22 protein-coding genes and 1 pseudogene are annotated in these 24221 nt (G+C 64.6%); 13 read left to right on the top strand and 10 right to left on the bottom strand.

What is annotated here, in order from left to right; all coding sequences use genetic code 11:
- The first annotated feature begins 266 nt into the window (after window positions 1–266).
- Complete coding sequence (locus ACNANG_RS22300) at window positions 267–1082, top strand: YihY/virulence factor BrkB family protein (RefSeq protein ID WP_420224848.1); 816 nt, start codon at window positions 267–269, stop codon at window positions 1080–1082.
- Window positions 1083–1088: 6 nt separating this feature from the next.
- On the opposite strand, the gene ACNANG_RS22295 is transcribed toward ACNANG_RS22300, so the two are convergent.
- Window positions 1089–1994 carry a LysR family transcriptional regulator gene (locus ACNANG_RS22295; protein ID WP_420224847.1) on the bottom strand — a complete coding sequence of 302 codons (906 nt, stop codon included), beginning with the start codon at window positions 1992–1994 and terminating at the stop codon, window positions 1089–1091.
- Window positions 1995–2143: 149 nt separating this feature from the next.
- Here ACNANG_RS22295 and ACNANG_RS22290 point away from each other — a divergent pair, with 149 nt between their 5' ends.
- The 12 genes from ACNANG_RS22290 (at window position 2144) to ACNANG_RS22235 (ending at window position 16426) form a co-directional block, all read left to right on the top strand.
- Entirely contained in the window at window positions 2144–2452 is a 309-nt protein-coding gene (locus ACNANG_RS22290) for a hypothetical protein (protein ID WP_420224846.1), read from the top strand.
- Window positions 2453–2669: 217 nt separating this feature from the next.
- Window positions 2670–5849 carry a response regulator gene (locus ACNANG_RS22285; RefSeq protein ID WP_420224845.1) on the top strand — a complete coding sequence of 1060 codons (3180 nt, stop codon included), beginning with the start codon at window positions 2670–2672 and terminating at the stop codon, window positions 5847–5849.
- Window positions 5850–5867: 18 nt separating this feature from the next.
- A complete protein-coding gene (locus tag ACNANG_RS22280; RefSeq protein ID WP_420224844.1) occupies window positions 5868–6692 on the top strand; it encodes a CheR family methyltransferase in 825 nt (274 codons plus the stop codon).
- Window positions 6693–6695: 3 nt separating this feature from the next.
- Window positions 6696–7361, top strand: coding sequence for a chemotaxis protein CheB (locus ACNANG_RS22275; RefSeq protein ID WP_420224843.1), 666 nt, complete (start codon window positions 6696–6698; stop codon window positions 7359–7361).
- Window positions 7362–7372: 11 nt separating this feature from the next.
- Window positions 7373–8518, top strand: a complete 1146-nt coding sequence (locus ACNANG_RS22270) for an ATP-binding protein (RefSeq protein WP_420224842.1) — start codon at window positions 7373–7375, stop codon at window positions 8516–8518.
- On the top strand, window positions 8506–9474 hold the full coding sequence (locus ACNANG_RS22265; RefSeq protein ID WP_420224841.1) for a glutathione S-transferase family protein: 969 nt from the start codon (window positions 8506–8508) through the stop codon (window positions 9472–9474). The genes ACNANG_RS22270 and ACNANG_RS22265 overlap by 13 nt, the downstream gene beginning before the upstream one ends.
- Before the next feature lie 293 nt (window positions 9475–9767).
- Window positions 9768–11075: a CmpA/NrtA family ABC transporter substrate-binding protein gene (locus tag ACNANG_RS22260; RefSeq protein ID WP_420224840.1), complete on the top strand. Its 1308-nt coding sequence runs from the start codon at window positions 9768–9770 to the stop codon at window positions 11073–11075.
- Window positions 11076–11104: 29 nt separating this feature from the next.
- Window positions 11105–12085: a nitrate ABC transporter permease gene (gene ntrB, locus ACNANG_RS22255; RefSeq protein ID WP_420224839.1), complete on the top strand. Its 981-nt coding sequence runs from the start codon at window positions 11105–11107 to the stop codon at window positions 12083–12085.
- Between the two features lie 13 nt (window positions 12086–12098).
- Window positions 12099–12902, top strand: a complete 804-nt coding sequence (locus tag ACNANG_RS22250; protein WP_420224838.1) for an ABC transporter ATP-binding protein — start codon at window positions 12099–12101, stop codon at window positions 12900–12902.
- A gap of 245 nt (window positions 12903–13147) precedes the next feature.
- Window positions 13148–14119, top strand: a complete 972-nt coding sequence (locus ACNANG_RS22245) for a Bug family tripartite tricarboxylate transporter substrate binding protein (RefSeq protein WP_420224837.1) — start codon at window positions 13148–13150, stop codon at window positions 14117–14119.
- A gap of 8 nt (window positions 14120–14127) precedes the next feature.
- Window positions 14128–14805: a 2-hydroxychromene-2-carboxylate isomerase gene (locus ACNANG_RS22240; protein WP_420224836.1), complete on the top strand. Its 678-nt coding sequence runs from the start codon at window positions 14128–14130 to the stop codon at window positions 14803–14805.
- Between the two features lie 7 nt (window positions 14806–14812).
- Window positions 14813–16426 (top strand): class I adenylate-forming enzyme family protein, encoded by a 1614-nt coding sequence (locus ACNANG_RS22235; protein ID WP_420224835.1) that lies wholly within the window; start codon window positions 14813–14815, stop codon window positions 16424–16426.
- Window positions 16427–16568: 142 nt separating this feature from the next.
- On the opposite strand, the gene ACNANG_RS22230 is transcribed toward ACNANG_RS22235, so the two are convergent.
- From ACNANG_RS22230 to ACNANG_RS22190, 9 genes and pseudogenes are all read right to left on the bottom strand, one after another.
- Complete coding sequence (locus tag ACNANG_RS22230) at window positions 16569–16769, bottom strand: hypothetical protein (RefSeq protein ID WP_420224834.1); 201 nt, start codon at window positions 16767–16769, stop codon at window positions 16569–16571.
- 59 nt (window positions 16770–16828) lie between these two features.
- Window positions 16829–17068, bottom strand: a complete 240-nt coding sequence (locus tag ACNANG_RS22225) for a hypothetical protein (RefSeq protein WP_420224833.1) — start codon at window positions 17066–17068, stop codon at window positions 16829–16831.
- A 146-nt stretch (window positions 17069–17214) separates the two neighbouring features.
- A complete protein-coding gene (locus ACNANG_RS22220; RefSeq protein ID WP_420227635.1) occupies window positions 17215–17613 on the bottom strand; it encodes a RidA family protein in 399 nt (132 codons plus the stop codon).
- A 121-nt stretch (window positions 17614–17734) separates the two neighbouring features.
- Entirely contained in the window at window positions 17735–18922 is a 1188-nt protein-coding gene (locus ACNANG_RS22215; RefSeq protein WP_420224832.1) for an acyl-CoA dehydrogenase family protein, read from the bottom strand.
- A gap of 3 nt (window positions 18923–18925) precedes the next feature.
- Window positions 18926–19780, bottom strand: coding sequence for an enoyl-CoA hydratase family protein (locus tag ACNANG_RS22210; RefSeq protein ID WP_420224831.1), 855 nt, complete (start codon window positions 19778–19780; stop codon window positions 18926–18928).
- 118 nt (window positions 19781–19898) lie between these two features.
- A complete protein-coding gene (locus ACNANG_RS22205) occupies window positions 19899–20390 on the bottom strand; it encodes a MarR family winged helix-turn-helix transcriptional regulator (protein WP_420224830.1) in 492 nt (163 codons plus the stop codon).
- A gap of 235 nt (window positions 20391–20625) precedes the next feature.
- Entirely contained in the window at window positions 20626–21363 is a 738-nt protein-coding gene (locus ACNANG_RS22200) for an SDR family NAD(P)-dependent oxidoreductase (protein ID WP_420227634.1), read from the bottom strand.
- A gap of 147 nt (window positions 21364–21510) precedes the next feature.
- Window positions 21511–21651, bottom strand: a pseudogene (locus ACNANG_RS22195) (hypothetical protein); the annotation flags it as partial.
- 137 nt (window positions 21652–21788) lie between these two features.
- Window positions 21789–24185 (bottom strand): bifunctional salicylyl-CoA 5-hydroxylase/oxidoreductase, encoded by a 2397-nt coding sequence (locus ACNANG_RS22190; RefSeq protein WP_420224829.1) that lies wholly within the window; start codon window positions 24183–24185, stop codon window positions 21789–21791.
- Between the last annotated feature and the right edge of the window lie 36 nt (window positions 24186–24221).

The following is a 24221-nucleotide window of genomic DNA, read 5'->3' as shown; positions in this document are numbered from 1 at the left end:
CGAGGAATCGGGTATTGACGTGTCGGGGTCGGGCCAGCTACGCAGTGCCCGCTGGCAATCGCCAATTGCGTCGGATTGTTTTTACTGCTGACGCACTCGCCTGCTCAGCCGAAAATACCCGCACCCCCACGTCAGTCATCACCCATGAAACTGCCCCCTGGATCGAACGTATCCGCCAGAACGTCGCCGTCAGACTGTTCCTTGATTCCGCCGAACGGTGGTCGTCGCATCGCGCGTCCAGCAAAGGCGCGGCGCTGGCGCTGTACATGGTGTTTTCCCTAGCGCCCACGCTGTTGCTGGTCATCGCGGTGGCCGGCTTCTTTTTTGGCGACGAGGCGGTGCGCTCGCAATTGGTCAACGAGATGCGGGGGCTGCTGGGAACGCAGGGAGCCGAAGTCATCCAGACGGTATTGGCAAGCGCCAAGCATTCGGATAATGGCCTGATCGCCGCGATGATTTCGGCAGGCCTGCTGATATTTTCCTCCACCACCGCCTTCAATGAACTGAAGGAAAGCCTGGATGAATTGTGGGATGTCGAACCGGGCAGGAAATCCGGCGCGTGGGGATTGATGCGCACGCGGGTGCTGTCGTTTGGCCTGGTGCTGGTGCTGGCGCTGTTCCTGCTGATGTCGCTGGTGGTGGACGCGGGCCTGGCGGCCTTGCAGAATTATTGGGGGGATATGTGGCTGGGGTCGGCGTATGCCGTGACCGCCCGCGTGATATCGAATGTCTTTGCGTTCGGGGTCGTGGTCACGCTGTTTTCGGTGGTGTTCAAAATGCTGCCCAGTACGCGTATCGCCTGGTCCGACGTGATTCTGGGCGCCGTGGTCACGGCGGCGCTGTTTACCGTTGGCAAGGTGCTGATCGCCATTTATCTGGGCCAGGGGTCGATCGCGTCGTCATATGGCGCGGCGGGCTCCGTTATTGCGCTGATTCTGTGGATCTATTATTCGGCGCAGATTTTCTTTTTCGGCGCCGCGTTCACCCGCCAATATGCGCTGACCTTCGGCAGCAAACAGCACGAAGCTCCGGAGCATCCGCCCGACCAACGCACGCCACCCGCGCGGCCCACTGCTCCGTAGGCCGCGTCAGCCCGCCTTGCCGCCCTTGACCATGGTCTTCCAGCGCTTGTCGAAGGCGGACACGAAGCTCAGGCCGGCCCGCGATGGCGGACAGAACATGCTGTGGACGATCTGCACCTTGACCTTGGCCGCGACCTTATAGGGTTTCACCACGAGGCCCGGGAATGCGTCGCCAGCCAGCGTCAGCGCGTCCACCACGGCAACCCCGGTGCCGGCGGACGCAAACCAACAGGCGCTGTGGCTGGCGTGCACTTCGACGCTGACATCCAGCCGGTCCAGCGCCTTTTCGTAGACCTGCGCCTGGCTCAGCCCGTAGAACAGCGTGTGGGGAAATTCGATCAGCTTGTGGCCGATCAGATCGGCCGGCGCGATGACCCGCTTGCCCGCCAGCGGATGGTCCGCATGCATCACGCACACCAGCGCGCATTCGTAGCGCGCCAGCGTCGACACATTCGGATGGTCGATCGGCAGCGACGTAACGGCCAGATCGGCATTCTGGTCCAGCACGCTTTGATCCAGATCGCCGCCCACATGGAAGTCGACGCGGGTAAGAAGGTCGGGTTCCTGCGCCTGCAGGTCGGCGATCAGCCGCGGCAACAGGCTGACCCCCAGGCTGGGTGACGTCACCACGGATAGGCGCCGGCTGACCGGATTGGCCAGGTCATGCGACAGCATACGGATCTTTTCGACCTTTTCCCAAAGATGCGCCACCTCGCTGTAAAGCCGCTTGGCGTCTTCGGTCGGGATCAGGCGGCCCTTGACCCGATCGAACAAGCGCAGGCCGGTACGTTCTTCGGCACTGGCCAATACCTTGCTCACGGCTGGCTGCGAGACGTGCAGAAACTCCGCCGCGCGGCCCACCGCGCCGGTCAGCATCACGGCTCTGAACACTTCCATCTGTCGCAAATTCATGCCAACACATTCCTGCGGGTGACGTTGATGCCGCTGCGCGACAAGGGATGGCAACTGCGCCGTATTCCGACACACATCGCACGGCCATGCAATAGATATCAGAGGCTAGGCAGGAGTAGCATGGATTATCGAAAACACAGGGGGAAACCATGGCCGACCTGCATCCTTATATCCAGTTTCTGGGCGGCCTGCCGCAGTTTGAAATAGATCATCGGGCGGGCACAGCCGTGGAAATGCGCACCGGCGCCGTGGTCAGCAAGTACAACGGAAGCGCGCCGCATCATGCGCACTGCCTGGCGATCGTATGGCCTGGCCAACCCGGGGATCAGCCAGTGCTGGTGTCAGCCACCAAATACGTGCCGCTGCAGGTCAGCCTGGCCATCCAGCTGGGCGCGCCGCGGGCCGATCTGCTTGCCGCCAGCCGCCACATCTTCACTCAAGCCGGGGAAGCGCACTGACGCCGACACGCAAGTTGTAGCCGCCGCGGAAACAGTAATTGCGTTCAGTTACGTGCTGCCAGGCCGTCGGTGCCCCGCGTGAGGATTGCGTCGATACAATGCGTAGCGTCCCGTAACCCCGTCGGCGGCCTGGGCAACTGGTCTAGAGTTGCTTCAGGGTTCCCGTGCGCGCGGTGTTTTCATTGCTGTCGTCCTTCCCGCTGCGTCGCCCCTGACTATGAATCTATCGCGTCACCTGAAGCCGCTGCATCTGTATCTGATCATTCTGGCCATGCTCGGCGCGGTGTTTGCCGCCGATGCAGCCACGCCGCTGGGCATCGCGGTCTGGATCTTCTATCTGGCGCCGGTCATCGTGTGCCTGTTGTCCAGCGACCGGTTCACGCCCTTCTACGTCGCGGCATCCGCCAGCCTGCTGCTGCTGATCGGCTATTTCATTTCGCCCAACGTCAGCCTGACCAATAGCTGGAATCCGGCCGTCAACCGGATCATGGGCGCCCTGACCGCGTGGTCGCTGGCCTTCGTCGCCCACCTGTACATTACGTCGAGCGCCACGCTGCGCCGGCTGGCATGGATTCAGCAAGGCCGTATGCTGTTCAGTCAGGACATGCAAGGTGAGCTGACCGCCAAGGAGATTGCCAGCAAGGTCCTGGGCACCATGTCCAAGTACCTGGATGCCAAGGTGGGCGCGCTGTATGTGCTGGAAGGCCAGACGCTGCGTCGCGCCGGCGCCTGGGCCTTGCCGGAAGACAATGCCGCGCCGGCCACCGTGCGGGTGGGTGAAGGTCTGTTGGGCCAGGCCGTGGCCGATCGCAAGGCAGCGGTCGTGACCGACCTTCCAGCCAGCTATCTGAAGGTGGGCAGCGCGCTGGGCGAAGCGACGCCAGCCCGCGTCCTGATTGCGCCGTTGACGGCCGACGGCCGGGTGGTGGGCGCCGTGGAACTGGGCTTCATGTCGGCCAAGGCCGACCTGAAAGACGAACTGGAAGTGGTCGAGTCGTCGGCCGAGAGCATCGGCGCGGCCTTGCGTTCGGCGGCGTACCGCACGCGGCAGGAAGAGCTGCTGGAAGAAACGCAGCGGCAGAGCGAGGAACTGCAGGTCCAGCAGGAAGAGCTGCGTGTTTCGAACGAGGAACTGGAAGAACGCAGCCGTGCGCTGATGGATTCGCAGGCCCGCCTGGAAACGCAGCAGGCCGAGCTGGAACAGACCAATGTGCAACTGGAAGAACACACACAAAGCCTGGAACGCCAGAAGCGGCACCTGATCGAAGCGCAAAAACGCCTGGCGGAGAACGCCGAGACGCTGGAACGGGCCAACCAGTACAAGTCGGAATTCCTGGCCAATATGTCGCACGAGCTGCGCACGCCGCTGAACAGTTCGCTGATCCTGTCCAAGCTGCTGGCCGACAACAAGGACGGCAATCTGACGAGCGAGCAGGTGCGTTACGCCAACACCATCTATTCGTCCAATACGGATCTGCTGGTGTTGATCAACGACATTCTGGATCTGTCCAAGGTCGAAGCCGGCCATATCGAAATCACGCCGGAACCGGTTGCGTTGAACACGGTGCTGTCGTCGCTGCAGCAATCGTTCCAGCCGGTAGCCACGCAGAAAAAGCTGGGACTGCGGATCGAGAAGGCCGACAACGCGCCGGAAGTGCTGGTGACCGACAACCAGCGCCTGCAGCAGATCCTGAAGAATCTGCTGTCCAACGCCTTCAAGTTTACCGACAGCGGCGAGGTGGTCCTGCGCGCGTCGGCCGTGGACGCCGACAACGTGCGCTTCGACGTGATTGACACTGGCATCGGGATTCCCGCGGCACAGCAGGACGTGATCTTCGAAGCCTTCCGCCAGGCCGATGGCACGACCAGCCGGAAGTACGGCGGCAGTGGCCTGGGCCTGTCGATCTCGCGCGAATTCGCCCACCTGCTGGGCGGTGACATCACGGTGGCGAGCACCCCGGGTCAGGGCAGCACGTTCTCGTTGACCGTTGCGATTCGCGCCGAGGCATCCAACCCTGCCGAGCCCAAGGCAGCACCTGCCACGCACACCGCGCCGGCCAGCCCGCAGGCGCCGGCGACGCGCCCCCGCGCCGCGACCACGTCGACCGTGGGTGTGCACACGCCCGCGTCCCAGCCCCGCCCTATCGTCACGGCCTCGGACCCCCTGCCGGTGGTGGTTGCGCCCGAAGACATTGCCGACGATCGCAACAACCTGACGCGCGGCTCGCGCCTGATTCTGGTCATTGAGGACGACCCGGACTTCGCGCGGATCCTGTACGACCTGGCGCACGAGCTGGACTTCGATTGCGTCCACGCCAATACGGCAGCCGAGGGTATTCGCCTGGCGCAGACGCTGCGCCCCAGCGGCATCCTGCTCGACATGGGCCTGCCCGACAATTCCGGTCTGCTGGTGCTGGAACGCCTAAAACGCGACCCGGCAACGCGTCACCTGCCGATTCATGTGGTGTCGGTGGCCGACCATACCGAAACCGCGCTGCTGCTGGGGGCCATCGGCTACACCTTCAAGCCGTCGGCGCGCGACGAACTGGCCCAGGCGATTCTGTCCCTGGAAGCCAAGCTGCGCCAGCGCATGCGCCGCATTCTGGTGGTCGAGGATGACCCGGCGCTGCGCGAGAACATCCAGCTGCTGCTGCAGACCCAGGACGTGGAACTGGAAGGCGTGGGTACCGTGGCCGAGGCGCTGGAGCGCCTGCGCGACAAGACGTACGACTGCATGGTCATGGACCTGGTGCTGCCCGACGGGTCGGGCTATGACCTGCTTGAAAAGGTGGGCGACAACCCCGAGCACAGCTTCCCGCCGGTCATCGTCTACACGGGCCGCTCGCTCACTTCCGACGAAGAGCAGCGGCTGCGCAGGTATTCCAAGTCCATCATCATCAAGGGCGCGCGGTCGCCCGAACGGCTGCTGGACGAGGTGACCCTGTTCCTGCACAGCGTGGAATCGGACCTTCCGGTCGAGCAGCAGCGCATGCTGAAGGAAGCGCGCAAACGCGACTCGGCATTCGAAGGCCGCCGCATCCTGCTGGCCGAAGACGACGTGCGCAACATCTTTGCGCTGTCGCAGGTGATCGAGCCGCTGGGCGCGCATCTGGAAATCGCCCGCAATGGCCGCGAGGCCCTGAACGTGCTGGCCCGCCATCAGCACATCGACCTGGTGCTGATGGACATCATGATGCCCGAGATGGATGGCATCGCCGCCATGCAGGAAATCCGCAAGCGCAGCGAATTCAAGAAGCTGCCGATCATTGCGCTGACCGCCAAGGCCATGCCGGCGGACCGCCAGCGTTGCCTGGATGCAGGCGCGAACGACTACATTTCCAAGCCGCTGGACGTCGACAAGCTGTTGTCGTTGTGCCGCGTGTGGCTGCCGCAGTAAACGCCCGGGCGCCCCGCCATGCCGATCAACCACGCCGATTTCGACCTTGAGCTCAGGCTGCTGCTGGAGGCGATCTATCACAAGTACCAGCACGACTTCCGGAACTACTCGGCGTCGTCGCTGCGCCGGCGCATGGCCCAGGCGCTGACCTATTTCCGGTGCCGGTCGCTGTCCCAGCTGCAGGACCGGGTGCTGCACGACCCGGATGTCTTTCCGCAGATGCTGCAGTTCCTGACGGTGCAAGTCAGCGAGATGTTCCGCGATCCCAGCTACTTCAAGGCGATCCGGGACAAGGTCGTGCCTATCCTGCACACCTATCCGTCGGTCAAGATCTGGGTGGCGGGCTGCAGTTCGGGCGAGGAACTGTGGTCGCTGGCGATCCTGATGGAAGAGGAAGGCCTGGCCAACCGCACGTTGTTCTATGCAACCGACATCAATCCCGAAGCGCTGCGCCTGGCCGAGGCGGGCATCTATCCGACCGACCGGATCGCGGGCTTCAGCAAGAACTACCTGGCGGCGGGCGGCAAGCGTTCGCTGTCGGACTACTACCACGCGGCGTATGGCGCGGCCTCGTTCGCGCGCGGCCTGAAGTCGCAGATGGTGTTTGCCAATCACAGCCTGGCGACCGACAGCGTGTTTTCGGAAGTGCATATGGTGTCCTGCCGCAATGTGTTGATCTATTTCAACCACGAACTGCAGGACCGCGCCGTTACGCTGTTCAAGGACGCCCTGATCCGCCGCGGCTTCCTGGGGCTGGGCAGCAAGGAAAGCCTGCGATTCGGGGCCTGTGCGGAAGACTTTGACGATTTTGCGCCCCAAGACCGGATTTTTCAGAAAAGATGAGCCATGACGCCTATTGAAAGCGGCATACCCCCGGGCGGTGTGCCCGACGCGCGGCCCAGCGTTGCCGGCATTCCGTCGCGAGTCACCACGGTGGTGATCGGTGCATCGGCCGGCGGGGTCGAAGCGCTGGGCGTGCTTCTGCCCGCCCTTCCCCCAGACTTTGCCCCCTCGGTCATCGTCGTCCTGCATATCGTGGCCGACCGCGAAAGCCTGCTCACCCAGATTTTCAGCGAGCGCTGCGCACTGCCGGTAAGTGAAGCGGTCGACAAGGAACCCGTACGTAGTGGCCACATCTATTTTGCGCCACCGGATTATCATCTCCAGGTGGAAACCGATGGGGCGTTCTCGCTGTCGATGGATGACCCCGTCAACTATTCGCGCCCATCCATCGACGTGCTGTTTGAATCGGTGGCCTGGAGCGTGGGCGACCGGGCGCTGGGACTGCTGCTGACCGGCGCCAATGCCGATGGCGCAGCCGGCCTGGCCGCGATCCGGGCCGCAGGTGGGGCCACCTGGGTGCAGGACCCGGCAACGGCGTTTGCCGAAGCCATGCCGCGCAGCGCCATCGAGCGCGATGCGGCCGAAGAAATCTTGACGTTGCCGGCCATGGCGCGCCGGCTGGGCGGCTGGCGTTCGACCGAAACGGTCGGACGACAGACCGCGAGCTAATGGAGAAAACGATGTCCCGCACCGTCAAGATTCTCGTCGTCGACGATATCGAACAGAATATCGTCGCGCTCGAAGCCCTTGTTGCGCGCCCTGACCTGGAGCTGCTGCGCGCCTATTCCGGCGCCGAGGCGCTCGAACTGCTGCTCGATAACGACGTCGCATTGGCCCTGGTCGACGTGCAGATGCCCGGCATGGACGGGTTCGAGCTGGCCGAATTCATGCGCGGCAGCCCGCGCACCCGGCACGTTCCCATCATTTTCCTGACCGCTACCGACCGCAATACGCACCGCACCTTCCGCGGCTATGAAGCGGGCGCCGTGGACTTTCTGTACAAGCCTTTCGATCCGCACATTCTGCGCAGCAAAATCGAAGTGTTCGTGCAACTGCAGCACCAGAAGCTGCAGCTGGCCGAACAGCTCGACACCATGACGCAACTGCTGCGCACCAATGAGATGTTTGTCGCGGTGCTGGGCCATGACCTGCGCAACCCGCTGTCGGCCATCGTCAACACGGCCGAGGTGCTGTTGCAGGTGTCGGCCGAACCGCGCGTCAAGACCGCCGCGGCCCGTATCCGCAACAGTGGCGGCCGCATGTCGCGCATGGTGGACCAGTTGCTCGACATTGCGCGGGTGCGGTCGGGCCGGCTGGAACTGAGCCCGGAACGCATCGACCTGACCGTGCTGTGCGAACACATCGTCGAAGAGTTCCAGTTGCCGGAAGGCGAACGGCGCGTCGAACTTGCGTACACCGGCGACACCTTCGGGGAATGGGACGCCGACCGCCTGTCGCAGGTGGTGTCCAACCTGGTCGGCAATGCCCTGCAGCATGGCGCGGCCGACGAAGGCATTTCGGTCAAGGTGGACGGCACCGAGGCCGACAGCGTCAAGATCGCGATCCGCAATGCCGGCACCATTCCTGCCGAGGTCCAGGCCAACATCTTCCAGCCCTTCAATTTCACCAAGTTCCGGCATGACGGGGGCAAGGGGCTGGGTCTGGGCTTGTACATCGCCAAGGAATTGGTGCGCAGCCATCATGGCGAAATGAGCGTGTGCAGCGATACCACCGGCCACACGGTCTTCACCATTCACCTGCCGCGGCATTTCGTCCACGGCCCGGTCGACGAACCTGCACAGGCGGAAAAACAATGGGTCTTCTGATCAATGGAGTCTGGCAGGAACACGAGCCGCCTGCCGATGCGGGTGGGCGCTTCGTGCGCAAGGACGCCGTCTTTCGCAACTGGATCACCGCCGACGGCGCCCCCGGCCCGACCGGCAACGGCGGCTTCGCGGCCGAGGCCGGGCGCTACCACCTGTATGTGAGCCTGGCCTGCCCGTGGGCGCACCGCACGCTGATCTTTCGCGAGCTCAAGGGCCTGCAGCAGATGATCCCGGTCTCGGTCACGCACTGGCTGATGGGCAAGCAAGGGTGGTCGTTCGAGCCCGCGCCGGGCGTGGTGCCCGATCACGTCAACCAGGCCAGTTTCGTGCACGACCTGTATGCCCTGGCTGACCCCGACGTGACGACGCGGGCCACGGTACCCGTGCTGTGGGACACCTTTACCAAAAGCATCGTCAGCAACGAGTCGGCCGACATCATCCGCATGTTCAATTCGGCTTTCGATGGGGTGGGCGCGTTGCCTGGCGACTTCTATCCCGCCGACCTGCGGGCCGGCATCGACGTGGTGAACGCACGGGTCTACGACACCTTGAACAACGGCGTCTACAAGGCGGGCTTTGCAACGACCCAGGCCGCCTATGAAGACGCCGTGTTTCCCCTGTTCGACACCCTGGACTGGCTGGAAGCGCGCCTGGGCACACAACGCTACCTGATGGGCGATCGCCTGACCGAAGCCGACTGGCGGCTCTTCACGACATTAGTCCGCTTCGACGCCGTGTACGTCGGGCACTTCAAGTGCAACCTGCGGCGGCTGATCGACTACCCCAATCTGTGGGGCTTTGCGCGCGAGCTATATCAAATGCCGGGCGTGGCCGGCACGGTCAACTTCGATCACATCAAGCGGCACTACTACATGAGCCATGCGAATGTGAACCCGAGCGCGGTGGTGCCGGCAGGCCCCGTACTGGATTTCATGGCCTCGCACGGCCGGGGATAGCCGCACGCTTCTAGTGCAGCGCACAAGGTTGGGGTGGCCGCATGCCCTGGGACCGTGCCCGCCAGCAGGCATGACGCTGGTGGCGTCACACCTGCCAACGCTTTGATTTGCAAGGATTTATTCAACGCTTCCAGGCTGTTTTTAAAGCTTGGCACAGGCTTTGCTTAACGGTATTCGACGGCCAATGACGGTCGTTGCTTGCCGCGGCATGGCGGTAGGAACAATGACGTTCCGCAACGAGACGATGCTTTGCATCGCTTTCGTGCGGGACGTTTTTTTGCCTGGAGCAATGGATGAAGCCGTTTACCCCGAAGCCGTCGATGCCCGTCGTTGCCTCTTCCCAGGGCCCCGCGGTATCCGATGTGCAACGCCGCAAGCTGATGACGACGACCTTGAAGGCCGCCGCCGGCGTGAGCATCATGAGCCTCGTCGATCCGCTGGTGCGTGCCGGCGCCTGGGCTGCCGGGTCCGACGCGCCTGAAAAGGCGGAGGTCAAGATCGGCTTCATTCCGCTGACCGACTGCGCGTCGGTCGTCATGGCTTCGGTGCTCGGCATCGACAAGAAATACGGCGTCAAGATCACGCCGTCCAAGGAAGCGTCGTGGCCCGGCGTGCGCGACAAGCTCGTGAACAATGAACTGGACCTGGCGCACGTGCTGTACGGCCTGGTGTACGGGATGCATCTGGGCGCCGGCGGTCCCAAGAAAGACATGGCCGTGCTGATGAACCTGAACCAGAATGGACAGGCCATCACCCTGTCGAACAAGCTGCTGGAAAAAGGCGCGAAAGACGGCCCGTCGCTGGCCAAGCTGATGCAGACCGAGAAGCGGGAATACACCTTTGCGCAGACTTTCCCGACCGGCACGCACGCCATGTGGCTGTACTACTGGCTGGCCACCTATGGCATCAATCCGATGAATGATGCCAAGGTCATTACCGTGCCGCCACCCCAGATGGTCGCGAACATGCGCGTGGGTGCGATGGACGGCTACTGTGTGGGCGAACCGTGGAATGCGCGCGCCATCATGGACAAGATCGGCTACACCGCCGAGACCACCCAGAACATCTGGAAGGGCCACCCCGAAAAGGTGCTGGGCTGCACCGCCGAGTTCGTGGCGAAGTATCCGAATACCGCCCGCGCCGTGACGGCCGCGGTGCTGGAAGCCGGCAAATTCATCGACGCGTCGGTATCCAATCGCCGCAAGACGGCCGAAACGATCGCCGCCCGGTCCTACGTCAACACCGACACCGACGTGATCCTGGATCGCATGCTGGGCCGCTACACCAACGGCCTGGGCAAGACCTGGGATGATCCCGACGCCATGAAGTTCTTTGCCGGCGGCGCCGCCAACTATCCCTACCTGTCCGATGGCATGTGGTTCCTGACGCAGCACAAACGCTGGGGCCTGCTCAAGGATCATCCGGATTACCTTGCCGTGGCCAGGCAGATCAATCGCATCGACATCTACAAGCAGGCCGCGGCCGCCACGGGCACGCCGCTGCCCAAGAGCGACATGCGGTCGTCCAGGCTGATCGACGGCGTGACCTGGGATGGCACCAACCCGACCGCGTACGCGGACAGCTTCAAGATCAAGGCGTAAGCGCCACCCCCGGTCACCAGGAGAATCCCATGACAGCCATTGCCAAACCCCTGCCGGTTACGCCGGCCGCCTCGGCGGCCCCATCGAAGGCGGGTTCCGCCACCGTCATCGATCTGCATCCGGACGTCGCCTCGCGGTCGGCCGAGGCACCGGTTGCCACCCCGGCCGTGCCCGCGCGCGCTGCCGCGGCCCCGGCCGCACCCGCCAATGCCGCCGGCCCAGGCGCGTTCGCGGAACGCTTCCAGTCCGTGGTCAGGACGCTGGCGGGCCCGGTCGCGGGCTTTGTGATGTTCATCCTGGTCTGGCAGGTCATCACGACCTTCGTGACCGAGATCCCCACCCCCGCCGTTACGTGGAAAGCGGCCGTGGCGCTGTTCTCGGATCCCTTCTACGTGGCCGGCCCGAATGACATGGGCATCGGCTGGAATGTGCTGGCGTCCTTGCAGCGCGTTGCGATCGGCTTTGGCCTGGCGGCCGTGGTGGGCATTCCGGTCGGCTTTGCGATCGGCCGCTTCAAGACCCTGAACGCCATGTTTTCGCCGGTCATCAGCCTGCTGCGTCCGGTGTCGCCGCTGGCCTGGCTGCCCCTGGGGCTGCTGCTGTTCAAGGCGGCCAACCTGGCCGCGATCTGGGCCATCTTCATCTGCTCGATCTGGCCCATGATCATCAACACGGCGGTCGGCGTGTCGCGCGTGCCGCAGGATTACATGAACGTGGCCCGCGTGCTGAACCTGTCCGAATGGAAGATCATCAAGAAGGTGCTGCTGCCTGCCGTCCTGCCCTACATGCTGACAGGCGTGCGCCTGTCGATCAGCACCGCCTGGCTGGTGATCGTTGCCGCGGAAATGCTGACCGGCGGAACGGGCATCGGCTTCTGGGTGTGGGACGAGTGGAACAACCTGAAGGTCGAACACATCATCATCGCTATCTTCGTGATCGGCATCGTCGGCCTGCTGCTGGAAGTCGCATTGATGCAGCTCGCCAAACGTTTCACCTATTCGGCTGACTGAGCAAGGAATCGACATGGAAAAGTTCGTTCGTATCGAAAACGTCGGCCAGGTCTTCAAGACCAAAAAGGGTCCGTTCGTGGCGTTGCGCGAGGTCAACCTGACGGTGGCGCGCGGCGAATTCATCACCCTGATCGGCCACTCCGGCTGCGGCAAATCGACCCTGCTCAACCTGATCGCCGGCCTGACGCTGCCGACCTCCGGCGTGCTGCTGTGCGCCGAGCGCGAAATCAACGGTCCGGGTCCCGACCGCGGCGTCGTGTTCCAGAACCATTCGCTGCTGCCCTGGCTGACCTGCGCGCAAAACGTCGAACTGGGCGTGGAGCGCGTCTTCGGCGACAAGGAAACCCGTGCTCAGGTCCGCGAACGGGTTCGCGCCGCGCTGGAACTGGTCGGGCTGACCCATGCGGCGCACAAGCACCCGCACGAGATTTCCGGCGGCATGAAGCAGCGCGTGGGCATCGCCCGGGCGCTGGCCATCGAACCCAAGGTGCTGTTGATGGACGAGCCCTTCGGCGCGCTGGACGCCCTGACCCGGGCGCATCTGCAGGACGAATTGCTGAAGATCGTTGCCAAGACGCAAAGCACCGTGATCATGGTGACGCACGATGTGGACGAAGCGGTGCTGCTGTCGGATCGCATCGTCATGCTGACCAACGGGCCGGCCGCCACCATAGGCGAGATCCAGGAAGTCAAGCTCGCCCGCCCGCGTGACCGGGTCGCGCTGGCCAATGAACCGGACTATCACGCATGCAAGGCGGCGGTGGTCGAATTCCTGTATCGCAAGCAGGCGCATCCGGCAGCAAAAGAAGCAGCATGACGCATCGACGGGTGTGCCTTGGGGCGGCCTGAGGCTCGGTCTTTCGTCAGGCTTCAAAACGGGCGCGGAACGGAGTAGCATCCGGTCTGCGCCCTTTTCATGAGCGCGCTCAAATATGAACGGTGATCGGCGATTGATCGATTCCCGTTGTGAAGCGATCGTTTTTTCGCGCTTCAGTTGTGCGGGGGCTCCCCTACTATTCGTGACGAAGTCATGCCATGACATGACCCTGATCGGAGACCCGCATGACACTGACGCGTTTTGCCGCCGCATTCGCCACCGTTGCCCTTTCTGCCGTCGCCTTCGGCGCCAGCGCGGACGACTACCCCAGCAAACCCATCCGTCTCGTGGTCGGCTTCACGGCCGGCGGCGGAAGCGACATCATTGCGCGCCTGGTTGCCGCCAAGATGTCCGAAGGACTGAACCAGCGCGTGGTGGTCGAAAACCGCCCCGGGGCGTTGTCGATGATTGCCAGCGAACACGTGGCGAAGTCGGCTCCCGATGGCTACACCGTGCTGTTGGGCGCGACCGGGTCCATGGTCGTCAACCCCGCCGTGTACTCGAACATGCGCTACGACACGGTCAAGGACTTCGTTCCGGTCTCGCTGATCGGCACCCTGCCCCTGGTGCTGGCCGTGAACGCCAACGGCCCCGCGCGCACCGTGCCCGAGCTCATCAACTACGCCAAGGCCAATCCAGGCAAGGCCAATTATTCGTCGGCCGCGGCGCCGTTCCAGTTGGCCGCCGAACAGCTGAATCTGCAGGCAGGCACGGCCTTCCAGAACATCTCGTACAAGGGCAGCACCGACGCCGTCAATGCGGTCATGGGCAACGACGTGCTCGCCACGTTTGCCGACCCCGTCGCCATTACCGCCGGGCTGCAAAGCGGCAAGCTGCGCGCATTGGCTGTTACGTCGGCAAAGGAAGATCCTTCGCTGCCCGGCGTGCCCACCTTCCAGCAGCTGGGCATGCAGAATATGGACATGCGCCTGTGGCAAGGACTGCTGGTCCCGGCCGGCACACCGCCCGCCATCGTCAAGCGTCTGCAGGATGAAGTCGCGCGCGTGGTGGCCATGCCCGAGGTACGCACCAAGTTCGTATCCTTCGGTCTGGAGCCGGTCAGCAGCACCTCGGCCGAGTTCTCACAGCAGATCGTGAACGACCTGGCGCGCTGGAGCGGCATTGCCAAAGCCGCCAACGTCAAGCTGGAAATGTGACGCGCCGGATGAGTGCCTCTCCCATCGAATTCTTCTTTGATCCGATCTCGCCCTACGGCTATCTGGCGTCCACGCAGATCGAGGCGCTGGCCGCGCGGCATGGCCGCACGGTCGACTGGCGGCCTGTTCTGCTGAGCGTGACCGTGCTGCAGATCATGGGTCTGAAGCCGGTGCCGCTGACGCCGCTGAAAGGCGACTACTCGCGTGACGACAAGCACCGTCTCGCGTCGCTGTTGGGCGTGCCCCTGGTCGAACACGGGCTGGGCGGCGCCGTGTCGCCGATCAAGTCCCTGCGCCTGTTCATGGCCCTGAAGGCGCGGGATCCGGCTTTGGCCGCACGATACGCACGGCGGCTGTGCGCGGCGCATTGGGCCGAAGGCCAGGACATCGGCGACGTGGCGGCGCTGGTCGGGGTGGCCGAATCCGTCGGCGTGACCGCGGCGGACCTGCATGACGCCCTGCATGACGAGGCGGTCAAGGAAGCCTTGCGCTCCGCCGTCGACGAAGCCGTGGCGCTGGGCGTGTTTGGCGTACCCACCTTTCGTGTCGACGACCAGTTGATCTGGGGGGTGGACCGGCTGTGGATGCTGGAACACTGGCTCGAGGTGGGCGCGTGGACGCCGCGCGGGGCGCGGGTGGACATCCCTCCCCTTGCCTGCCGTGAACAACCTGATTGCAAGGACTGACAACACGATGACGCTTTCCGATGCCCTTCTGCAATTTGCCCGCCTTGATGCCGCGACGTTGCTGCAACAGCGCGCGGCGCAACGCGGCTCGCACCCGTTCCTGCACTGGGCGCCGTTCGATGCGGCGGATGCCCGCACCTGGACCTACGCCCAATTCGCCGATGACGTCGCCCGGGTCGGCGCCGGCCTGAAGGCGCGTGGCGTGCAGCCTGGACAACGGGTGCTGATGCATCTGGAGAACTGTCCGGAACTGCTCATTACCTACTTCGCGTGTGCGCACATCGGCGCCATTTGCGTGCCGACCAATGCCATGGCGGCCGGGCCCGAACTGACGTACATGGCCGAACTGACCGAGGCGGTCGGCGCCATCACGCAGCCGCGCTTCGCCGCCAAGCTCGCCATTCATTGCCCGGACCTGGCCTGGCTGGCCATCACCTCCAGCGACGCCGGCGTCCCTTGCGAGCCCGGGACGGCGCCGTCGGCATCCGACAGCTTCGACGCGTTGCGCGTCCAGCCGCCCGCGCCTCTGCGCGCGCCCGATGCGTCGCAGCCCCTGTCTATCCTGTTTACGAGCGGCACGACGTCGCGCCCCAAGGGCGTGCTGTGGACGCATGCCAATGCGCTGTGGGCGGCCCGGCTGGGCGCGACGCAGCAAGGCTTTCGCGCCAATGACATCGTGCAGGTGTTCCTGCCGCTGTTCCATGTGGTGGGCCTGTCCTGGTCCGTGCTGCCGACGTTGTGGGCCGGCGCGACGGTCGTGCTGCAACCCAAATTTTCGGTCACGCATTATTGGCCCACGGCCATGCAGTACCGGTCGACCGTGGGCTCGCACGTCATCTTCAGCGGCAATGTGCTGGCGGGGCAGCCGGTGCCCGCGGGTCATGCCTTCCGCCAGTGGTGCAACGCCCTGTCCTTGCCGCAGCACGAAGCGGTCTTTGGCGTGAAGGTGCAAGGCGCCTGGGGCATGACGGAGATGGTGGCACAGGGCATCGTGGGGGACCTGTGGGCGCCCCAGCGGCCCGGGTCGATCGGCCGTCCATCGGTGGGCTACGGCATCCGGATCGAAAACGACCGCGGCGATGCCTGCCGCCCTGGCGAGACCGGGTCCCTGCTGGTGAAAGGCGTGCCGGGCGTATCGATCTTTGCCGAATACTTCCGCAACCCCCAGGCCACCCGCGATGCCTTCGACGAAGAAGGCTACTTCCGTACGGGTGACAGCGTGACGCTGCACGATGACGGCAGCATCCAGTTCAGCGACCGCAACAAGGACCTGATCAAGGTCGGCGGCGAAGGCGTGTCGGCAGCCGAAGTGGAACGGGTCATTGCGGGGGTGGAAGGCGTCGCGCAGGTGGCGGTGGTGAGCCGGCCGGACGCGTCGTTGGGGGAAGTGGCGGTTGCCTACGTGATCCCGCGTTCAGGTGACGCGGCGCCGGCAGGCCTGGCGGCCCGTATAACCGACACGTGCCGCCAGGACCTGGCCAAGTTCAAGGTCCCGCGGGCCGTGTATTTCGTCGAGGATTTTCCTCGCATCAGCGTCGGCAAGATTTCCAAGGTCAAGCTGCGGGAAATGGCGCGGGCGACCGTGGTGGACCCGCGCGAGGAGCAGCCGGCCAGGGTGTAAGGGGCTGGCTGGGTGGGGCTGGCTGACTTGGGCTGGCTGACTTGGGCTGGCTGACTTGGGCCGGCTGGGTCGGGCCGGCCGGGTCGGGCCGGCCGGGTCCGGGCCGGCAGCGTCAGGGCTGGCTGGGTCGGGGCCGGCGGCGCTAGCGGCCCGGCGGCGGTTCGATCCAGACGAATTGTTCGCCGCGCTGGATCATGCTCGCGACGTCTTCGGCCGGCACGTCGTAGTCCGAGCCCATCAGGCTGGCTTCGCCCGTGTCGCGGATGTGGATGATCGATGGCGGGTCGGATTCGATGTAATACCAGTAATAGCCTGGCTTGAGGTCATGCGCGGGCGTGGTCATGGGCGTTCCTTGTTGTGACGCAGTGGTGCGTAAAGCGGCGGTGTCGGCAGCGTGCGCGGTCAGATCTCGAGGCCACCCTTGCGGCCATCGATCATGTCCACTCCGTATTCGATGGCGTGGTCGATGGCTTCGCGTTCCGTGGGAAACGCGCCGAACGACGCGAACCGCTGGGTGCGCGTCTCGTCCACGCCGCGATAGCGCGACAGCAACAATTGCGCGCCGTACGTGTTGTCGGGCAGAAGCTCGGCACTGGGCGCAAGGTCGTAGTCGCCGTGCATCACGATACGGTCCCGGGTCATGGCAGTCTCCTCATTGACGTGGCCAGTCAAGGCGTTCACCCGACTATACCGGCTGCCTTGCCCCAGGCTGCGTGGCGCCGCCTCCAGGCTGTATCCAACTGCGAACACATCGTCGGCGCGTTACGCCTTGATGCGCACTTGCCGGCTCAGCCCTGCTCGGGCACCACCGCGGTGACTTCGATCTCGACCTGGGCGCGGTCTTCGATCAGGTCGGCCACCTGCACGGCCGTCATGGTCGGAAAGTGCCGGCCGATGATCTCGCGGTAGGCCTTGCCGATCTCCGGATAGGCGGCCACATACGTTTTCTTGTCCTTCACGTACCAGGTCATCCGGACGATATGTTCCGGGGCCGCCTTGGCCTCGGCCAGCGTGGCAACGATGTTGCGCAGCGCCTGCGCCACCTGGCCCACGAAATCGTCCGTCTGGAATACGCCATCGGCGTCCCAACCGATCATGCCGCTGACGAACACCATGCGGCCCGAGGCCGCCATGCCGTTGGCATATCCCTTGGGGCGGGGCCAGCCCGCGGGCTGGAGAACTTCGATATGGCTGCTGGATGGGGTGCTCATGGGAGTCCTGATGAAATGAGGAATCGGCCTTGCCAAGGCGGGATCGGAGTGGGCGTGCGTTCGGCTGCGGGCGGTGGATCAGGGCGCGGGCCGGGACTCACGCCGGGAGCGCGGGCACAGGCACGGGCACGGCACGCAACAACTCCCTTGCGATGATCAATTGCTGCACTTCGGTCGCGCCTTCATAGATGCGCAGGGCCCGGATCTCGCGATACAGCCGCTCGACCGGATGGTCGCTCACCACGCCCATCCCGCCGAACAGTTGCACTGCGCCATCGATCACGCGCTGCGCGGTTTCCGTCGCCGTCATCTTGGCCATGGCGGCTTCCTTCGTCACCTTCTGCCCGCGATCGCGCAGCCACGCGGCGCGGTAGGTCAGCAAGGCGGCGGCGTCGATCCCGGTCGCCATCTCGGCCAGCTTGGCCTGCGTTAACTGGAAATCCGCCAATGTCTGATGGAACATGCGGCGCTGCGTGGCGCGTTGCAGGCCTTCGTCCAGCGCGCGCCGTGCGAAGCCAAGCGCCGCGGCGGCCACCGACGTGCGGAACACGTCCAGCGTCGACATCGCAATCTTGAAGCCCTGCCCCGATTCGCCGATGCGGTGCGACGCCGGAACGCGGCATGCATCGAACCGCAGCCTGGCCAGTGGATGCGGCGCGATGACGTCGATGCGTTCGGCAATGGTCAATCCAGGCGTGTCGGCCGGCACCAGGAAGGCAGACAGACCGCGCGACCCCGGTGCATCACCCGTTCGAGCAAAGACCACGTAGAAATCCGCGATGCCGCCGTTCGAAATCCACGTCTTTTCGCCATTCAGAACGTACTGGTCGCCGTCCAGTGTGGCCGCGCACGACATCGCCGCCACGTCGGACCCGGCATCGGGCTCCGACAAAGCAAAGGCCGCAATGGCGTCGCCCCGGGCGACCCGGGTCAGCCATTCTGACTTCTGCGCCTCGGTGCCGAACAGGCTGATGGCGCCCGAGCCTAGCCCCTGCATGGCGAACGCAAAGTCGGCCAGGCCCGCGTGGCGCGCGAGCGTCTCGCGGATCAGGCAGATGGCGCGAGTGTCGATCACATCCTGGTGACCGCCGTAAGCCGTTCCGCCAATGGCATGGCCCAGCCAGCCGGCATCCCCCAACTGGCGCACCAGCGCGCGGCAGGCGGCATCGACATCGCGGCCATGGACCTCGGCAATGTGTTCCGTGGCCCAGGCGTCCAGCCGCGCGGCGAGCGCGCGGTGCCGGTCTTCGAAGAACGGCCAATCGAGGTAAGAGGTGTCGGCCATGGATCAGTCGCCTTCGAACACCGGGCGCTGCTTGCCCACGAAGGCGTGGTAAGCGCGGTGGAAATCATTGGTGGCCATGCAGATCGCCTGGGCCTGCGCTTCGGCCTCGATCGCTTCCGACACGCCCATATTCCATTCCTGCTGCAGCATGCGTTTGGTCATGCCGTGCGCGAAGGTCGGGCCGGCGACCAGGTCCTTGGCCAGCCGCATCGCCTCTTCGCGCAGCGCGTCCGGTTCGCACAGACGATTGAAGAAACCCCAGCGTTCGCCTTCGTCTCCGGTAAACGATCGGCCCGTATACAACAGCTCTGACGCCCTGCCTTGCCCGATCACCCGCGGCAGCAAGGCGCAGGCGCCCATGTCGCAGCCGGCCAGGCCCACCCGGGTAAACAGGAAGGCCGTCTTGCTGCGCGCCGTGGCAAGCCGCATGTCGGACGCCAGCGCCAGGATCGCACCTGCTCCGGCGCATACCCCATCCACCGCCGCGATTATCGGTTGCGGGCAGGCACGCATCGCCTTGACCACGTCGCCCGTCATGCGGGTAAAGGCCAGCAGGGACGGCATGTCCAGCTTCGTGAGCGGCCCGATGATTTCATGCACGTCGCCGCCCGAGCAGAAGTTGTCACCCGCACCTTGGATCACCACCGCATGCACGTCTTCGGCGTACGCCAGGGCCAGGAACAAGTCGCGCAGCTCGGCGTATGAATCGAACGTCAGCGGGTTCTTGCGCTCCGGACGATTCAGCGTCAGGGTCGCAACGCCATCGGCCACTTCGAACAGCACATGCCGCGCCACATGGTCCGCCAACGTCGTTGGCGCGCCGTGCAGCAGGCGGTTTTCACCCGGTAGGTAACGCATGGTCAGCTCCGTACGCTCGCCTGTTCGCGGCGTGCAAAAAGGTCAATGAGTCGAAAGGTCGGAACAGCACCCATCGGGTATAGCGGTCGTGCGGTCGTGCGGTCATGCGGTCATGCGGTCATGCGGTCGGCGGGGAGGTCAGGCTGGCCTTGAGCGTCGACAACAGGTCGATCAGCTGCGACTTTGCATCAGACGACAGGCCCGAAAACAGATCGGCGATCCACTGCTCATGCACCTGCGCCATGCGCGCGAAGGCGCGGCGTCCGGCAGGCGTCAGCTTCACGATGAAGGCGCGGCGGTCATCGGGCGCCGGTTCGCGAACCACCAGGTTCTCGGCCACCAACTGATCCGTGATGCCGGTCACGTTGCCGCCCGTCACCATCATGCGTTTCGACAGCTCTCCCATGCGCAACCCTTCGGGCTGCCGCTCGAGCTGTGCCATCAAGTCGAACCGCGGCAAGGTGATGCCGAACTCGGCGCGCAGGCGCGACCGGATTTCGTTTTCGACACGTGTCGTGCACGACAGCATGCGTAGCCACAACACGAGCGACTCATGGTGCCCGCCAGTGATGCGCGTCTCGAAGTCCAGCACCGGCGCGACGTCGGCCACGGCAGAAGCAGCCGTCGAGGCGGAAGCAGCCGTCGAGGCAGACGTGGCCGTCGTGGCAGCCGCCGTCGTGGCACGAGAGGCCGCCGCGACAGGCGCAGTTGCGGTTGCAGCAGTTGCGGTTGCAGCAATTCGAGTTGCAGCAGTTCCGGTTGCAGCAGCTGCGGTGGTCGGCGTTGCTGCCGCAACCGGGGCGGCAGGCGTTGGCGCTGCGGGTTTGCGCGTCATCTCGACATCCCTACATGACTTCGCCGCCGGCCACGGCAAGCGACTGTCCATTCATGGCGTCCGACCCGGGCATGCACAACCACAACACCGCGTTGGCGACCTCGTCGGGCTTGACCAGCCGTTTCTGCGGATTCAACGATGCCAGATCACGCTGCACCTGGGCCGCGTCGCGACCGGTCTTGGCCACGATGTTGTCGACGGCGTCCGTCAACAGATCGGTCTCGGTAAAGCCAGGGCAGACGGCGTTGACGGTCACGCCTTTGGTCGCGACTTCCAGCGCCACCGCCCGGGTCAGGCCGATCACGCCGTGCTTGGACGCGCAATACGCCGCCGTGTAGCCGTAGCCGATCAGACCCGCCGTACTGGCGATGTTAACGATGCGGCCCCAGCCCGCGTCGACCATGTCAGGCAAGGCCGCCCGCATGCAGAAGAACGAGCCCGACAGATTGACGTCCAACATCTGGCGCCACAAGGCGTCGTCGGTCCGCGCCAGCGGCGCGGACTCGGCTTGCCCGGCGTTGTTCACCAGGATATCGATGGTGCCCGCAAGGCTGCGCGCTTCGTCAAATGCGGCGCGCACTGACTCGGAGTCGGCAACGTCCATCGCCACGTACCCGATGGTCGCTGCGCGGGGATTCGTGCCGGCAGTGTCGCCGAACGCGCCATCCGGCTCGCCGGTACCGGTCGCTGTGCCAGCGCTGCGCGAACTGGCGCCGGCCGCATCCGAAGGGCGTCCGGTGGCTGGCATTCCGACTGATGTCCTCAAATCGCCTGTTGCTGTCGCCCCGCCTGATGTTCTTGCCTCGCCTGCTGCCTGCGCCCAACCTGCCGGACGGCTGGCCTCCAGCCCGTTCACCGCTGCCCGCAATGCGTCGGCATGCCGGCCGGCGATGGTGACAGATGCGCCCTGCGCAACCAGCGTTCGTGCAATGGCTGCGCCGATCCCGCGCGCGCCGCCCGTGACGAAGGCATGCCGGCCGCTTAGTGGAAGCACCGACGACAGATCCTGGCCAGGCGACCGGGCCGGCGCCGTCATGAAACCCCCAGCCGACGCCGGACCGGATTGCACGCCAGCCGTGGAAGCCGGCGTAGCCTGCCCGCCAGCCGCAGAAGCCGACACAGATTGCACGTTGGCGGCAGACCCAAGGTCGGATGACATGCGCATCGCCCCGGTCACTCGGCCAGCAGCCGTGCGGCGATCTGTTGCGGCGTCAGGCCGGCGCTTTGCGCGGCCATTTGCTTTTCGCGTTCCAGATTGCGTTCGAGCTGCTGCTTGCCAGCGTAGTACTGCTTGGGCCAGCCAACGTGGTCGAAGTGGCCGAGCTTGGCCGCTTCATGCTGCGTCCAGGCCGGGTCGGCCAGATGCGGCCGCGCCAGCGCGCACAGGTCGGCGCGCCCGGCGGCAATGATGCTGTTGACATGGTCGGCTTCGAAGATCGCGCCCACGGCAATGGTCGGGATGCCGACTTCATTGCGGATGCGGTCGGAGAACGGCGTCTGGAACATCCGGCCGTACACCGGCTTTTCCAGCTTGGTGACCTGGCCCGACGAACAATCGAGCATGTCCGCCCCGGCTTCCTTGAAGAGGCGGGCGATGGCGACTGCGTCGTCGGGCGTGATGCCGCCATCGGCCCAGTCGTGCGCCGAAATCCGCACGCTGATCGGTTTGTCGGCTGGCCACACCTCGCGAATGGCCGCGAACACTTCCAAGGGGTAACGGCAGCGATTTTCCAGCGAGCCGCCATATTCGTCGTCACGCCGATTGGTCAGCGGCGAAATGAAGCTGGACAGCAGATAGCCGTGGGCGCAGTGCAATTCGAGCCAGTCGAATCCCGCTTCGGCTGCGGCGATCGTGGACCGGACGAAGTCGGCCTTGATGCGCGCCATGTCGCCGCGGTTGGCGGCGAACGCGACCTGGGATATGCCTTCCAGATATTGCGTTTCGGACGCCGAGACCAGCGGCCAGTTGCCCGTGACCAGCGGTTTGTCGGTGCCTTCCCAGGCCACCCGCGTGGATCCCTTGGCGCCGGCATGCCCCAACTGGACCGCGATTTTGGCCTGCGTGTTGGCATGCACGAAGTCGACGATCCGCTTCCAGGCCGCAGTGTGCTCGGGGGTATACAGCCCCGGGCACCCGGGAGTGATGCGCGCGTCGGCGGACACGCAGGTCATTTCAGCAAAGACCAGTCCGGCGCCGCCCATGGCGCGGCTGCCCAGGTGCACCAGATGATAGTCACCAGGTACGCCATCCTTGGCGGAGTACTGCGCCATCGGTGACACGACGATGCGGTTCGGCAGCACGATGTTGCGCAGCTTGAACGGCGTCAGCATCGGCGGCGGCGCCACGTCGCCTGCCGGCTTGGACAGGCCGGCCTGGCGGTAGGCGCGGTCGGCAATCCACTGCTCGTAGCGGGCGACATAGGCCGGGTCCCGCACGCGCAGATTGTCGTGCGACAAGCGCTGGCTGCGCGTCAGCATCGAATAGGCGAACTGTTCCGGATCGAGCCCGACATACCGATCGACGTGCTCGAACCACTCCATGGAATTGCGCGCCGCGCTCTGGATCTTGAGCACTTCGACGGAGCGGCTGGCTTCGTAGTTCGCCAGGATGTTTTCCAGGTTGCCGTCGCCCTGTTTATCGAAACAGTGCGCCAGTTCGATGGCGTCTTCCAGCGCGAGTTTGGTACCTGAACCAATGGAAAAGTGCGCGGTATGCGCGGCGTCGCCCATCAGCACGACCGGCACCTTTTTGTCGCCGAAGCGATTCCAGTGCACCCACGAACCACATACGATGCGGGGGAAGCGGATCCAGTTGGCCGAGCCGCGCAGATGCGGCGAGTTGCTGAGCAGGGGCTGGCCGTCGAGATACTTGGCAAACAACTTTTCGCAGAAGGCGATGGCGTCGGCCTGGCTCATGGTGTCGAGGCCGGCACGCTGCCAGACCTCGTCAGGCGTTTCGATGATGAAGGTCGAGGTGTCGCCGTCGTACTGATAGGCGTGCGCCTGGAACCAGCCATGCTCCGTTTCCTCGAACGCAAACGTGAACGCCGGGAACAGCTTTTTGGTGCCCAGCCATACGAAGCGGCAATAGCGGCTTTCGATGTCGGGCTGGAAGGTGTCCTGGTAGCGCGTGCGCACACGGCTGTTCAGGCCGTCACTGGCGACCACCAGGTCGGCGTCGTAACGCGCCGCGATTTCCTGATCGTCCAGCACTTCGGTTTCGAACACCAGTTGCACACCCAGGGCTTCACAGCGGGCCTGCAGGATGTTCAGCAGGCGTTTGCGGCCAATGCCGCAGAACCCGTGGCCGCCCGACGTGATGGTGTGGCCCTTGAAGTGGACGTCGATGTCGTCCCAGTGATTGAAGGACTGCAGAATGCTGCGCGCCGTGGTCTCGTCGGCATTGACGAGATTGCCCAGCGTCTGGTCGGAGAACACCACGCCCCACCCGAAGGTATCGTAGGGACGATTGCGCTCGATCACGACCACTTGATGACCGGGATTGCGCTGCTTCATCAGCAAGGCAAAGTACAAGCCTGCCGGGCCACCGCCGATACATACGATATTCATCGTGCCTCCGTTGCGCCGAGTCCTGAACCCTGGACA

Source organism: Pigmentiphaga litoralis (genome assembly GCF_048632615.1).
Lineage (GTDB): Bacteria > Pseudomonadota > Gammaproteobacteria > Burkholderiales > Burkholderiaceae_B > Pigmentiphaga > Pigmentiphaga litoralis_B.
The sequence above is the reverse complement of the archived record's forward strand: the minus strand, read 5'-3'. Positions and strand labels throughout refer to the sequence as shown.